The organism is Paraburkholderia podalyriae (assembly GCF_014397785.1).
Lineage (GTDB): Bacteria > Pseudomonadota > Gammaproteobacteria > Burkholderiales > Burkholderiaceae > Paraburkholderia > Paraburkholderia podalyriae.
Map to the genome: position 1 here is coordinate 232,818 of NZ_VZQQ01000010.1, position 12,697 is coordinate 245,514.

11 protein-coding genes, 1 tRNA gene and 2 pseudogenes are annotated in these 12,697 nt (G+C 62.9%); 10 read left to right on the forward strand and 4 right to left on the reverse strand.

Annotation, left to right across the window (positions count from 1 at the left end; translation table 11 throughout):
* Positions 1-72: 72 nt before the first annotated feature.
* The 5 genes from pheS to F6X42_RS14795 all read left to right on the forward strand — a co-directional run bounded on the left by pheS (position 73) and on the right by F6X42_RS14795 (position 4,766).
* The gene (pheS, locus tag F6X42_RS14775; protein ID WP_187634925.1) at positions 73-1,086 is read left to right on the forward strand and encodes a phenylalanine--tRNA ligase subunit alpha; all 1,014 of its coding nucleotides are present in this window, start codon (positions 73-75) and stop codon (positions 1,084-1,086) included.
* Positions 1,087-1,246: 160 nt separating this feature from the next.
* On the forward strand, positions 1,247-3,682 hold the full coding sequence (gene pheT, locus F6X42_RS14780) for a phenylalanine--tRNA ligase subunit beta (protein ID WP_187634926.1): 2,436 nt from the start codon (positions 1,247-1,249) through the stop codon (positions 3,680-3,682).
* Between the two features lie 69 nt (positions 3,683-3,751).
* Positions 3,752-4,162, forward strand: coding sequence for an integration host factor subunit alpha (locus F6X42_RS14785; protein ID WP_176108086.1), 411 nt, complete (start codon positions 3,752-3,754; stop codon positions 4,160-4,162).
* 43 nt (positions 4,163-4,205) lie between these two features.
* Positions 4,206-4,613: a MerR family transcriptional regulator gene (locus F6X42_RS14790; RefSeq protein WP_187634927.1), complete on the forward strand. Its 408-nt coding sequence runs from the start codon at positions 4,206-4,208 to the stop codon at positions 4,611-4,613.
* A 76-nt stretch (positions 4,614-4,689) separates the two neighbouring features.
* A tRNA-Pro gene (locus F6X42_RS14795) sits at positions 4,690-4,766 on the forward strand.
* 131 nt (positions 4,767-4,897) lie between these two features.
* Here F6X42_RS14795 and F6X42_RS14800 read toward each other — a convergent pair.
* Entirely contained in the window at positions 4,898-5,215 is a 318-nt protein-coding gene (locus F6X42_RS14800) for a lysozyme inhibitor LprI family protein (protein ID WP_187634928.1), read from the reverse strand.
* Here F6X42_RS14800 and F6X42_RS45890 point away from each other — a divergent pair.
* Entirely contained in the window at positions 5,214-5,426 is a 213-nt protein-coding gene (locus F6X42_RS45890; RefSeq protein ID WP_187634929.1) for a hypothetical protein, read from the forward strand. The genes F6X42_RS14800 and F6X42_RS45890 overlap by 2 nt on opposite strands.
* A 165-nt stretch (positions 5,427-5,591) precedes the next feature.
* On the opposite strand, the pseudogene F6X42_RS43990 reads toward F6X42_RS45890, so the two are convergent.
* Positions 5,592-6,305, reverse strand: a pseudogene (locus F6X42_RS43990) (acyl-CoA dehydrogenase family protein); the annotation flags it as partial.
* 30 nt (positions 6,306-6,335) lie between these two features.
* On the opposite strand from F6X42_RS43990, the pseudogene F6X42_RS14820 reads away from it, so the two are divergent.
* Positions 6,336-6,639: pseudogene (locus F6X42_RS14820) on the forward strand (type 2 periplasmic-binding domain-containing protein); the annotation flags it as partial.
* A gap of 10 nt (positions 6,640-6,649) precedes the next feature.
* Here the strand turns inward: F6X42_RS14820 and F6X42_RS14825 are convergent.
* Entirely contained in the window at positions 6,650-7,516 is an 867-nt protein-coding gene (locus tag F6X42_RS14825) for a hypothetical protein (protein ID WP_187634930.1), read from the reverse strand.
* 321 nt (positions 7,517-7,837) lie between these two features.
* Here F6X42_RS14825 and F6X42_RS14830 point away from each other — a divergent pair, with 321 nt between their 5' ends.
* Complete coding sequence (locus F6X42_RS14830; RefSeq protein WP_187634931.1) at positions 7,838-9,502, forward strand: acyl-CoA synthetase; 1,665 nt, start codon at positions 7,838-7,840, stop codon at positions 9,500-9,502.
* A gap of 48 nt (positions 9,503-9,550) precedes the next feature.
* On the forward strand, positions 9,551-9,931 hold the full coding sequence (locus F6X42_RS14835) for a DUF5594 family protein (protein ID WP_187634932.1): 381 nt from the start codon (positions 9,551-9,553) through the stop codon (positions 9,929-9,931).
* A gap of 106 nt (positions 9,932-10,037) precedes the next feature.
* Here F6X42_RS14835 and F6X42_RS14840 read toward each other — a convergent pair whose 3' ends face one another.
* Positions 10,038-12,155, reverse strand: a complete 2,118-nt coding sequence (locus F6X42_RS14840) for a phosphocholine-specific phospholipase C (protein ID WP_187634933.1) — start codon at positions 12,153-12,155, stop codon at positions 10,038-10,040.
* Here F6X42_RS14840 and F6X42_RS14845 point away from each other — a divergent pair.
* The gene (locus tag F6X42_RS14845; protein ID WP_187634934.1) at positions 12,154-12,657 is read left to right on the forward strand and encodes a hypothetical protein; all 504 of its coding nucleotides are present in this window, start codon (positions 12,154-12,156) and stop codon (positions 12,655-12,657) included. The genes F6X42_RS14840 and F6X42_RS14845 overlap by 2 nt on opposite strands.
* Positions 12,658-12,697: the final 40 nt, after the last annotated feature.

Genomic DNA, 12,697 nt, shown 5'->3' on the forward strand with positions numbered 1-12,697 from the left:
CACCGAGCCCCGTTTTTGTTGGCAGAACCAGTTTTGTTTCGATAGAACACTGACGTTGAAATGATGGGATCAATGGATCTGGACCAGATTGTCGCCGACGCGCAAAAAGCCTTCGCAGAAGCCCCCGACGTCACCACCCTCGAGAACGAAAAAGCGCGCTTTCTCGGTAAAGCGGGTGCGCTCACTGAGCTGTTGAAGGGCCTTGGCAAACTCGATCCCGAAACGCGCAAGACCGAAGGCGCACGGATCAACCTCGTCAAGCAACAGGTCGAAGCCGCACTGACGACACGCCGTCAAGCGCTCGCCGACGCGCTGCTGAACCAGCGCCTCGCCGCCGAAGCGATCGACGTCACGCTGCCGGGCCGCGGCGCCAATGCAGGCAGCCTGCACCCGGTGATGCGCACCTGGGAGCGCGTCGAACAGATTTTCCGTACGATCGGATTCGACGTGGCCGACGGCCCCGAGATCGAAACTGACTGGTACAACTTCACTTCGCTGAACAGCCCGGAAAACCATCCGGCGCGTTCGATGCAGGACACCTTCTACGTCGACGGCAAGGATGCCGACGGCCGTCCGCTGCTGCTGCGTACGCATACGAGCCCGATGCAGGTGCGCTACGCGCGCACGAACACGCCGCCAATCAAGGTAATCGTACCGGGCCGCACGTATCGCGTGGACAGTGACGCGACGCATTCGCCGATGTTCAACCAGGTCGAAGGCCTTTGGATCGACGAGAACATCAGCTTCGCGGACCTGAAGGGCGTATATACCGACTTTCTGAAGAAATTCTTCGAGCGCGACGACATTCTCGTGCGTTTCCGTCCATCGTATTTCCCGTTTACCGAACCGTCGGCCGAGATCGACATGCAGTTCGAAACGGGCAAGAACGCGGGCAAATGGCTCGAAATCTCGGGCTCCGGCCAGGTGCATCCCACCGTGATCCGCAACATGGGTCTCGACCCGGAGCGCTACATCGGCTTCGCATTCGGCAGCGGCCTCGAGCGTCTCACGATGCTGCGTTACGGCGTGCAGGACCTGCGCCTGTTCTTCGAAAACGACCTGCGCTTTCTGCGTCAATTCGCATGAACCGGCGCGCGAGAGCGCGACCAAGCATAGAACGCGGTAGCGCACCCGGTGCGTGCCGCGTGCGTCCCCGGCAGAGTTCGCTGAACCGGCGCAAGACCAGCGGGCTTTACGAAGCATCTGCCGGACGTGGACCTAACCTGATCACAACGTACACAGAACCATGCAATTTCCGGAATCCTGGCTCAGAACTTTTGTCGATCCGCAACTGACCACCGACGAGCTGTCGCACGCGTTAACGATGGCGGGTCTCGAAGTCGAAGACCTGCGGCCGGCTGCGCCGCCGACCTCGAAGATCGTCGTCGGCCAGGTGCTGGAAGTCGTCAAGCACCCGGATGCGGACAAGCTCAACGTGTGTCAGGTCAACGCCGGCACCGGCGCGACGCTGAACATCGTGTGCGGTGCGCCGAATGTTGCGCCCGGCATCAAGGTGCCGGTCGCGCTGGTCGGTGCGCAACTGCCGCCGGCCGAAGAGGGCGGCGCGCCGTTCGCGATCAAGCTGTCGAAGCTGCGCGGCGTGGAAAGCCAGGGCATGCTGTGCTCGGCGCGCGAGCTGAAGCTCTCCGAAGATCACAGCGGTCTGATGATCCTGCCGGAAGACACGCCGATCGGCCAGGACATCCGCGAGACGCTCAACCTCGACGACACCGTTTTTGAAATCAAGCTCACGCCGAACAAGGCCGACTGTCTGTCGGTATTCGGCGTCGCGCGGGAAACGTCGGCGATTACCGGCGCGCCGCTGCGCCCGCTCGAAATCGAGCCAGCACCGGTCACGCTCAATGAAACGCTGCCCGTGAACATTTCGGCGTCCGATCTGTGTGGCCGTTTCTCGGGCCGCGTGATCCGCGGCGTCAATGCGCGCGCGAAGTCGCCGCAATGGATGGTCGAGCGTCTCGAGCGCTCGGGCCAGCGCAGCATCTCCGCGCTCGTCGACATCTCGAACTATGTGATGCTCGAGCTGGGGCGTCCGTCGCACGTGTTCGATCTCGACAAGATCCACGGCGGCATGGACGTGCGCTGGGGCCGCAAGGGCGAAACGCTGAAGCTGTTGAACGGCAACACGGTCGAGCTCGACGAAACGGTCGGTGTGATCGCCGACGAGCAGCACATCGAAAGCCTCGCGGGCATCATGGGCGGCGACAGCACCGCGGTCACGCTCGACACCACCAACATCTATCTCGAAGCCGCGTTCTGGTGGCCCGATAGCATCCGTGGCCGCTCGCGCAAGTACAACTTCTCGACCGATGCGGGCCATCGCTTCGAGCGCGGCGTCGACTATGCCAGCACCGTCGATCATATCGAGCGGATCACGCAGCTGATCCTCGACATCTGCGGCGGCGAAGCGGGACCGGTCGACGATCAGATCGTCAACGTGCCGAAGCGCGCGCCCGTGACGATGCGCGTTTCGCGCGCGAACCGCATCATCGGCGTCGCGATCGGCGCCGATGAAATCGCGCAGATCTTCACGCGCCTCGGCCTGTCGTTCGAGCGTGACGGCGATACATTCTCGGTGATGCCGCCGTCGTACCGCTTCGATATCGAAATCGAAGAGGACCTGATCGAAGAAGTCGCGCGCATCTACGGCTTCGAAAACATTCCGGCGCGCCCGCCGGTCGCGACCAGCGAGATGCGCGCGACCAACGAGACGCAACGCTCCATCCACGCGATCCGTCATGCGCTCGCCGCGCGCGACTACGCGGAAACGGTGAACTTCAGCTTCGTCGACGCCGAGTGGGAGCAGAATTTCGCGGGCAACAGCAACCCGGTGCGTCTGATCAACCCGATCGCGAGCCAACTGTCGGTGATGCGCACGACGCTGTTCGGCAGCCTGATTCATGTGCTGCGCACGAACCTGAGCCGTCGCGCGGCGGACCGCGTGCGCGTGTTCGAAGCGGGCCGCGTGTTCCTGCACGATCCGTCGATCAAAGCCGGCGAGTTGACCGTCGAAGGTTTCGCGCAGCCGAAGATGATCGGCGCGCTCGCCTATGGTCCCGCGCTCGACGAGCAGTGGGGCGTGTCGACGCGTACCGTCGACTTCTTCGACGTGAAGGGCGATCTCGAAGCGCTGGTCGCGCCGGCGGTGGCGCGGTTCGCGAAGGCCGAGCATCCGGCGCTGCATCCGGGACGCAGCGCGCGTATCGAATTGAATGGTCGCGCAGTGGGCTGGATTGGCGAATTGCATCCGCGCTGGATGCAAAAATATGATTTGCCGCATGCGCCGATTCTGTTTGAAATCGAAGCGGAAGCATTAATGCAGCGGGTATTGCCGATTCCGTCGGAAGTTTCAAAATTTCCGCCGGTACGACGTGATATCGCCGTGGTCGTGGATCAGAAAATCGAGGTTCAGGCGCTGCTCGACGAGCTTCAGAAGGCACTGTCCGAACCGGCCTGCAAGGCCGTCCAGAAGGTTGCGCTTTTCGACGAATTTCGTCCAAAATCAAACACTTCCGGTGGTCTGGCCGCGCACGAGAAAAGCCTTGCGTTCCGGGTGACCTTGCAAGATACTGGCGGAACCCTTCAGGATGAAACGGTCGATCTGGCTATTCAAACTCTGGTGGAACGTCTGGCTCGAGTATATGGCGCACGGTTGCGCGGATAACCCGCAATCAACAATTGCACGGCTGTTTCCGCATCCATTGTTTTACGCTTGGCGCGCCATTTGATAGATATGAATGAAATGAACTCGAGTGATTTCGAAGCCCTTCTTACGGCGCAACGCAGCGCCATGATTCGAGAAATTCCGACATCACCCGCGGTCGTTTCGAATGAAACGCCGACGCTCACCAAGGCGGAACTTGCCGAGTTGCTGTTCGACAATGTCGGGCTCAACAAGCGGGAAGCGAAGGACATGGTCGAGGCGTTCTTCGAGGTGATCCGCGATGCGCTCGAGAGCGGCGACAGCGTGAAGCTGTCGGGCTTCGGCAACTTCCAGTTGCGCGACAAGCCGCAGCGTCCCGGCAGAAATCCGAAGACCGGCGAGGCGATTCCGATCGCCGCGCGTCGCGTGGTGACGTTTCATGCAAGTCAGAAGTTGAAGGCGCTCGTCGAAAACGGCGCCGAAGCGAGCTTCGCGCGCTGATCGACTGGCGCGCTTCCGGGCAACCCATCACGGCTAACTGACGATGACAGCGACGATCGAGAAAGTCGTCTTGCCTCCGATTCCGGCGAAGCGGTACTTCACGATTGGCGAGGTCAGCGAACTTTGCGGGGTGAAGCCTCACGTGCTGCGTTACTGGGAGCAGGAGTTCACCCAGTTGAGGCCGGTGAAGCGGCGCGGCAATCGTCGGTATTATCAGCATCACGAGGTGCTGCTGATCCGGCGGATTCGAGAGTTGCTGTACGAGCAGGGTTTTACGATCAACGGGGCACGCAACCGGCTCGATTCACCTCCCGGGGCTGGGCCGGACGAGGTGATCGAGGAGCGCGAGGGTGCCGCGGGGCAGGTGCAGGCAGCATCGACCACGATTGCGGTCGATGTCGAGAAGTTGCGCAAGGAACTGCAGAACGTGATCGATCTGCTGGGCCACTAGTTCATGCGCCGGTCCGCTTTGTTCGAGTCGGGCAGTTCTAATCGAATGAAGTGTCTGTTATAATTTTTCTTCTGTTCGGGGCGTAGCGCAGCCTGGTAGCGTACCTGCATGGGGTGCAGGTGGTCGGAGGTTCAAATCCTCTCGCCCCGACCAAGATCAGAAAGGACTTACGGTAGAAGCCGTAAGTCCTTTTTTCTTGGTCGCCGAACAAGTGGCCGCGTTGCCTCCAGTCTGTCAGCACGTCAGGAAGTGCCTGCGATCCTCGGTTAGAGCGTTGCGCACCCTCATCGGCATCTCGCGTTGTTGATCGCTTTGCTCATCCGCTCGGTCTCGGCGGTTTTACACATCGCAACTGCCGTGGGTAGCATCGAGCCGCCGGCCCATTCTCGCGAAGCCGATTTTTCGCACTTGGCGTCACGGCGCTGTTTCCACGCGGTGGGTCCTTTCTCGAGCGAGGCTTTGCAAGTCTCTGATGAACGGACCTTGACCTCCACGACTCGCTCCAGCTTCTGTTCCGCAACGATCTGATCGCGCCACGCGCAAAGACTCATGCTCGACTGAATCGCGTCGCAATGCGCGAGTGCCGCGTCGACTTCGCTCATGGGCAGTCCGCTGCGGTTCGCGACGATGTCGGCTGGATTGGATGCGGCCGCCAGTGCCGAACTGCTAATAACGGCGGCGAATGACCAGGTCCGGCACACGCACAGCCGGTTGCCCGAAGGTGCAATTGTTCGCTACGTCGTTGTGGTAGCGAAGGACCGCACCCTCACGAATCCGCAAGGCAGTCCATCCGGCATTGCTCAACCTTTTTGATTCGCTTGGCACGCGAACCGACCTCGGCGACAAACAAAAAAGAGTGACGCGCGAAAAGCTGGTCACTGTTGATTTTCAAAAGGCCGGCGCGAGGCGTGCCGTATTCGCACGCGCCCGCGCACGCGAATCATCACCCTCGAGCCCCCAGCGCCACAAACCGCTCCAGACCGCTTCCGCGCACAGCGCGAGTACGCCGCAATTCACCGCATATTCAAGCGTCGCAAAGCCCTGGTCCACTGAGCCGAACACGCTGTCGTCGCCGAGCGTGACGTTGTCGAACATCACTTCGGCCGCGCGTCCTCCGTCGATCTTGCGATAGCCGCGCACGCTGATACCCGCCGCATCCGTCGGCGCCAGAAACAGCGTGATGCCGGCTTTGGCATCGTCATTGCCGCTCGTGCGTGTCGAGATGAGGAACATCTGAGCATGCTCGCCATGCTGAACGCCGGCCTTTGCGCCGTTTAACGTCCACGCGCCGCGGTTGCCCATGACGCTGCGCCGCGCGCGCGTCATGGCGACCCGAGCCAGTGCGTAATGGCTGTCCGGTTCGCCGTGCGCAAGCGCAACGAGCCGCGAGCCGTCGATCAACGACCCCAGCACCGCCTTCTGCGCGTCGCCGCCCGGCGTGTTCATGTCGATCAGCAGAAAGCTGATGCCTTCCTGTTTGCGCACGCCGGTCGCGGTCCGCAAGAGGCAGAAGATCATGTTCGCGTAATGACCGAGCGTGGTCCAGGTCTTCTGGCCATTGACGATGTAGTGCTCGCCCTTCGCGTCCTTGCCGCGCACCGCCGTCGTGCTGACCGACGCAAGATCGGAGCCCGCGCCCGGCTCCGAATAACCTTGGCACCGCCAGTCGGAACCATCGAGAATGCGTGGCAGCTAGTGACGTTTCTGTGCATCGCTGCCGCGTACGTGGCCTGCGCGTCCCCCGAACTCGCACGGATACACAGCCTGCCGGCGACGCTCGACGACCTGCGCACCGCGCCGCTGATTACCGCGGCCGTGATCGGCAGGCAGTTGCGACTACGTGGCGCAGGACGATTTGAAGCGCGGCGCCGTGCTGACCGCGCTCGATGGGTGGCGGCTCAGCATCTTCGGCACGCCCATGTACATGCTGTACATGCCGAACCGGCATCACACGCGCGCGGCGGCGACGTTCATCGACTTCGTGCTGGAGCAGGCGCAGGGCTCGGGCGCGGGCGGCGCGAACTGAAGCGGCGAACTCAGGCGCCGAGTCTGCGCGCGATGGCCGTCGTGACCATCGGCACGCCGACGCGCAGCAGCTTGCGCACGCCTTCATCGCTGCCGACTTTGCCCACCGCGTTGTCGATCATCGCCTGCATCACGCTCGCCGGATAGAACTCGCGAAACAGCTCGTTCGCGCCGGTTTGCTCGAACACGTGATGCAGGAACGAGCCAACGGGCGGCCCGATGCGCTTGAAGAGTCCCATCTTGACGACACGGTTGTTCCACAGATGCAGCGTGTACGCGTCGGAACAGAGCGCCGCGCACTCGTCGAAATAGCGCGGCAGGAACACCTTGTAGTAATCGTTGAAATGCACCGGATAGAACAGACTTTCGGGAAGACCCGCCTTCACGCCGTAGACGGCGGTCAACAGACGCGGGCCCGTGTCGCCCCACTTCAGTGCCGTGCCCTTCATTGCTTCGACACGTTCGATCAGTTCGTGCAAGCGCGGCTGATCCGGGTCGAGCCGCAGCATCGCCGTGCAGATGCTTGATGAGGTCTCTCGCCCAATCAGGTCGCCCTTGGCGTTGAGATCGAAATCCCGCAACAGCAGCAGATCGGTATCGACCCAGATCTCGTCGGTCCTCGTGAACATCACAAAGCGGAAATAGTCGGTGAAATGCGCCATCGACGGTACGCCGTGAATCGGGAAATCGTGAAGCGAATCGCGCGGCAGTATCGCGGTCGCGTCCTTCGCGATCACGCCGGGCGGCAGACCGGCGATCGGCTCATAGCTATAAAGCGCGACCTCGCTGCCGTACAGCGCGAACGATTTGAGACAGGCGATTTCGTAAGGAGAAAGTTCGGGACCGTGCCAGAACGATGCAAATCTTGCCTTGCGCATATGTCATCCAGGGTAACGATCATGCAGCGCAACATGCGCGCCGGACCTGTGTAACGATCCTAGACGGGCATCGCACAGGTCATACGTAAAGGGCTTGAATCGCACAGGAGTTGTCGCGAAACGTTGAGTTCCTCGCACCATGTCGGCGATTATGGGCGGGACTATGTCGTATGTGGCGAATTCAGTTGCGGGTGGCGATGCATCAACGAATAGCGCGGGATCGTCGGCTAAACTGCAGAAGACCGACCACGCGTACGTATAGCAACCAATGAGCCATGCATGCGCGCCACGCAGAGATAAAGACGATATCAAGGAGACGTGATGAACCTCGACGACGAGACTTACGATTCGCTCACGGCCAATTTCACATGGCGTATTCCGTCGCGCTACAACATCGGCGTCGACACCTGCGACAAATGGGCCGATGGCTCGGGGCGTGTCGCGCTGATCTCCGAAGACGCCGATGGCCGCGCGACCCGCTATACGTTCGACGAACTGAAAGCGCTATCCGACCGCTTCGCCAATGCGTTGCTCGCGCTCGGCGCGCGGCGCGGCGAGTGCGTCGGCATCTTTCTGTCGCAATCGATCGAAACGGCCATCGCGCATCTCGCCGCATACAAGGCCGGCATGGTCGCGGTGCCGCTGTTCGCGCTGTTCGGCGTGGACGCGATCGAGCATCGGCTCGGCGACAGCGGCGCGGTGGCGCTGATCACCGATCACGCCGGCGTGCAAAAGGTCGACGAAATTCGCGGCGCGCTGCCCGGGTTGCGGCACGTGTTCAGTGTCGATATCGAGCAGGACGACGAAGCATTGGACGCGCCCGTGCGGTCGTTCTGGCATGCGTTGAATAGCGCCCCCGCTGATTTCACGCCGGTCGATACCGCCGCCGACGATCCCGCGATCATCATCTATACATCGGGCACGACGGGAAAACCGAAGGGCGCGTTGCACGCGCATCGCGTGTTGCTTGGACATCTGCCCGGCGTCGAGATGTCGCAGCAGGGCTTTCCCGCGCACGCGACGCTGATGTGGACGCCCGCGGACTGGGCGTGGATCGGCGGTCTGTTCGACGTGCTGCTGCCATCGTGGCATCACGGTGTCGCGGTGCTCGCGCGCCGCTTTGCGAAATTCGATGGCCACGCCGCGTTCGATCTGCTCGCGCGTCACGCGGTCTCCCATGCGTTCGTGCCGCCGACCGCGCTGAAGATGATGCGCGGCGTCGAGCGGCCCGCCCATCTGCGTCTCGCGTTGCAATCGGTCGCGAGCGGCGGCGAATCGCTGGGCGAGGAACTGATCGGCTGGGGGCGCGAGGCGCTCGGCGTGACGATCAACGAGTTCTACGGGCAGACCGAGTGCAACGTCGTGGTGTCGTCGTGCGCGGCGCTATTCGAGCCGCGCCCCGGCGCGATGGGGCGCGCGGTGCCGGGGCACCATGTCGCGATCATCGATGCCGCCGGCAACGAACTGCCGCCCGGCGCGATCGGCGATATCGCGGTGGCCGCGCCCGATCCGGTGATGTTTGTCGGCTACTGGCGCAATGCTGCGGCCACCAACGACAAATTCCGCGGCAAGTTTCTGCTGACCGGCGATCTCGGCACGCGTGACGCGGACGGCTTCATTCGCTTCGTCGGCCGTGGCGACGACGTGATCACGAGCGCCGGCTACCGGATCGGGCCGGCGTCGATCGAGGATTCGCTGCTGCGTCATCCGGCCGTCGCGATGGCTGCGGTGGTCGGCGCGCCCGATCGCGAGCGCACCGAAATCGTGATGGCGTTCGTCGTGCTGAAAGCCGGCTTCGTCGGCGACGACGCGCTCGTGCGCGAGATCCAGCAGCACGTGAAGACGCGTCTGGCCGCGCACGAATATCCGCGCGAGATTCGCTTCGTCGAAAGCCTGCCGATGACGGCCACCGGCAAGGTGATCCGCAAGGCGCTGCGCGAGGCGGTGACGCATGGACCGGACGCGACTCCACCGGCGAAAAACTGAGTCTGCTACGATGACCGACCCACGATGAGAATCACAACGGAGAGTTGCATGCGCCCGGACAGTGCAATTCGTTTCGACCAGGAGTTCGCGCCGCGCATTGCCGAGGCGATCGCCGCGTGCTTCGCGAAGACCGTGCAAACCGACGTGTTGCCGCACGGCGCACACGGGCAGCCCACCCGCGTGCGAATTCATGCTGCCCCGCTCGATGAACTCGGCCATTACCCGCATCCGTTGAATCTGTATCTGACCTGGGACAGCGGCGAAATAGAAGGGCTGATGGGTGAGCACGGTGCGACGCGTTTCGCCCGATATCTGGCCGCGCTGCCGCGCAAGCTCAATGCGTGGACCCAGGCGCGCGAACTCGATTTCTCCACGCATACGCAGGGTGAGCCGGTGACGCTGATCGGCGGGCTCGATTTCGAGTCGTAGACGCGCGCGCGTCTGCGGGTTTGCGTTCGTGAGCTGGATAAAAAACGGCCGCTGTGTTCGAGGAGCCAGCGGCCGTTGCTGTTGCACAGTTGGGTGACAGCGACGCTCAGCCGCCCAACGCCGGATCGCTCATGCTCTGACTGCCGGTCTCCACGTGACCCGCGAAGCGGCGCGCGAACGTCGGGTCGGTGTCGACGGTGATCGTCAGATCGTACCAGCCGTAGGCGTTGCGCAGATCGAGGTACACATTGTCGGTGTCGCCGCCGCGCACCGAATGCGTGATCACGTGGTTCGCGTCGTAGGCGTTGACGATCGTGAACTGGCAACGCGCGCTGCCGACGTTCTCGAGGCGCAGTTGCAGATTGCCGTTCGCGACATCGTAGCCTTCGGCGACGGCCGGTCGTGCGGTATCCGAACCATTCCACCCATTGCGCGCGACCAGCTTGCCCGCGAAGCGGCGCAGGAAACCATTCGGGCCGTGCACGCTGAAGTCGTAGCTGCCATCGGCATTGACCAGCAACGAGTCCTGCAGATGCTTGCCCGCTTCGACGGTATAGCTGCGCGGCGCGTCAGCGCTGTTCGCCGCGTACATGAGAAACACCGCGCCCGCGCGGCCCGTGTTGACGAAGCGCATCGCCAGCTTGCCGTTCGAACCTTCGTCGACGCGCACGAACAGTTCGTACGGCAACGCGCGCGCCGGGCGAACGCCCGGTTCCTGCTTCGGCACCGTCTGCACCGTCGGCGGTTGCGGCACGTAATCCGGGTGACGGTTCTGGTCGGGCGGCACGTAGCCGCTCGTGCTTGGCAGCGACGGCACCGAAGCGTTCGGATTCGCGAAGTTGAACGCCGAACTCAGATCGCCGCACACCGCGCGACGCCACGGCGTGATGTTCGATTCGCCGAGATTGTGCTGCTGGCCGAAGCGCTTTTCGATGAAGCGGATTACCGACGTATGGTCGAACACTTCCGAGCACACGTAGCCGCCTTTGGACCACGGCGAGACCACCAGCATCGGCACGCGCGGTCCGAGCCCGTACGGCCCGGCGACGTTCTTCGCATCGCCGGCATAGATGTCGTGCGTGACGTTGACGGTCGACAGACCGTTCGCGCTCGACGCGGCCGCGAACGGCGCCGCGATGTGATCGAAAAAGCCGTCGTTTTCGTCGTAGTTGATCAGCAGCACGGTCTTGCTCCACACGTCCGGGTTCGACGTGAGGATCTGCAGCACCTGATCGATGTACCACGCGCCGTAGTTGGTGGGCCAGTTCGGATGCTCGCAGTACGCTTCGGGCGCGACGATCCACGACACTTGCGGAAGCGTGCCGTTTTGCATGTCGCGCTTCAGGATGTCGAAGTAGCCGTCGCCGTTCGCCGCGTTGGTGCCGGTTCGCGCGTTGTCGTACAGCGGGTTGCCCGGCTGCGCGTTGCGGTACTGGTTGAAATAGAGCAGCGAGTTGTCGCCGTAGTTGCCGATGTAGGCGTTCTGCGTCCAGCCCCACGAACCGTTCGCGTCGAGCCCGGTTCCGATGTCTTGATAGATTTTCCACGAGATGCCCGCGTTTTGCAGCACTTCGGGGTAGGTCGACCAGCCGTAGCCGAGTTCCGAATTGTCGATCACCGGACCGCCGCCGCTGCCGTCGTTGCCGACCCAGCCGCTCCACATGTAGTAGCGGTTCGGATCGGTCGGGCCCATCAGCGAGCAGTGATACGCGTCGCAGATCGTGAATGCGTCGGCGAGCTGATAGTGGAACGGGATGTCGTCGCGGGTCAGGTAAGCCATCGTGGTCGCGCCTTTCGATGGCACCCACTGATCGTTGCGGCCGCCGTTCCATGCCGCGTGCGTGGTGCCCCAGTCGTGCGCGAGATCCTGTAGGAATTGCAGACCGAGGTTCGGCGCGGCGGGACGGAACGGCAGCACGTAGCTGGCGCCGGCGGTGTCGGTGGTGAGCGGCTGATACCACACCGGCTGGCCGTTCGCGAGGTTGATCGCGCGCGTGTCGCCGAAGCCGCGCACGCCTTTGAGCGTGCCGAAGTAGTGGTCGAACGAGCGGTTCTCCTGCATCAGCACGACGATGTGCTCGACGTCGCGGATCGTGCCGGTCCGGTTGTTGGCCGGAATCGCGAGCGCATTGCGGATGCCCGGCGGCAGCATGCTTAGCGCGGTGAAGGAACCGGCGGCTTGCGCGGCCGAGCGCAGAAAATCACGGCGATTGTTTGAGGTCATGGTTGTGGCTTTGATCTTCGGTGGACGAGAACGGCACGGGGACAAGGAATTGCGGTACTGGAACGGCGCTGCTGCGTCGGCCGCGCGAAGCCAGGCTAGCGGCCGCGCGCGGCGCGATTGTCAATCGACGCTATGGATGACGGGGCTGGCCAGCGGCGGCGAGGTGGCGGACATCGCCGTGGCGGCTTCGGACGCGGGCGCCGCCGGTGTCTGGACCGTCAGCGTGGGCGGCGCGGAGTCGGCCGGCGGCGTGGCGTTCGATGGGTCGCCGGGGTTAGCGGCGGCATGCCCTGTGGAACTGATCGTAGTCGTGCTGGCGGGCGGGTCGTCGTTGCTGCATGCGCTCGCCAGCGCGCACAGCGCGATGACGGCCACAGCGAGCGTCAATCGTTTGCGCCGCGGCGCACGGATCGGCTTCGACACGAAGGGCATGGCACTGTCTCCGGGCGGGGAAGGGATGCCTCGCCATCGATGTGCCGAGGTCAGCGATGCCGCAGCATAATCGCCGATCCATGTAATTTTTATGAAGTATCGGTAACAGG

Excerpts from the sequence above, each read along its gene's own strand:
- pheS (WP_187634925.1), top strand. The coding sequence starts at position 73 with ATGGATCTGGACCAGATTGTCGCCGACGCGCAAAAAGCCTTCGCAGAA.
- pheT (WP_187634926.1), top strand. The coding sequence starts at position 1,247 with ATGCAATTTCCGGAATCCTGGCTCAGAACTTTTGTCGATCCGCAACTG.
- F6X42_RS14785 (WP_176108086.1), top strand. The coding sequence starts at position 3,752 with ATGAATGAAATGAACTCGAGTGATTTCGAAGCCCTTCTTACGGCGCAA.
- F6X42_RS14790 (WP_187634927.1), top strand. The coding sequence starts at position 4,206 with ATGACAGCGACGATCGAGAAAGTCGTCTTGCCTCCGATTCCGGCGAAG.
- F6X42_RS45890 (WP_187634929.1), top strand. The coding sequence starts at position 5,214 with ATGGGCAGTCCGCTGCGGTTCGCGACGATGTCGGCTGGATTGGATGCG.
- F6X42_RS14800 (WP_187634928.1), bottom strand. The coding sequence starts at position 5,215 with ATGAGCGAAGTCGACGCGGCACTCGCGCATTGCGACGCGATTCAGTCG.
- F6X42_RS14825 (WP_187634930.1), bottom strand. The coding sequence starts at position 7,516 with ATGCGCAAGGCAAGATTTGCATCGTTCTGGCACGGTCCCGAACTTTCT.
- F6X42_RS14830 (WP_187634931.1), top strand. The coding sequence starts at position 7,838 with ATGAACCTCGACGACGAGACTTACGATTCGCTCACGGCCAATTTCACA.
- F6X42_RS14835 (WP_187634932.1), top strand. The coding sequence starts at position 9,551 with ATGCGCCCGGACAGTGCAATTCGTTTCGACCAGGAGTTCGCGCCGCGC.
- F6X42_RS14845 (WP_187634934.1), top strand. The coding sequence starts at position 12,154 with ATGGTTGTGGCTTTGATCTTCGGTGGACGAGAACGGCACGGGGACAAG.
- F6X42_RS14840 (WP_187634933.1), bottom strand. The coding sequence starts at position 12,155 with ATGACCTCAAACAATCGCCGTGATTTTCTGCGCTCGGCCGCGCAAGCC.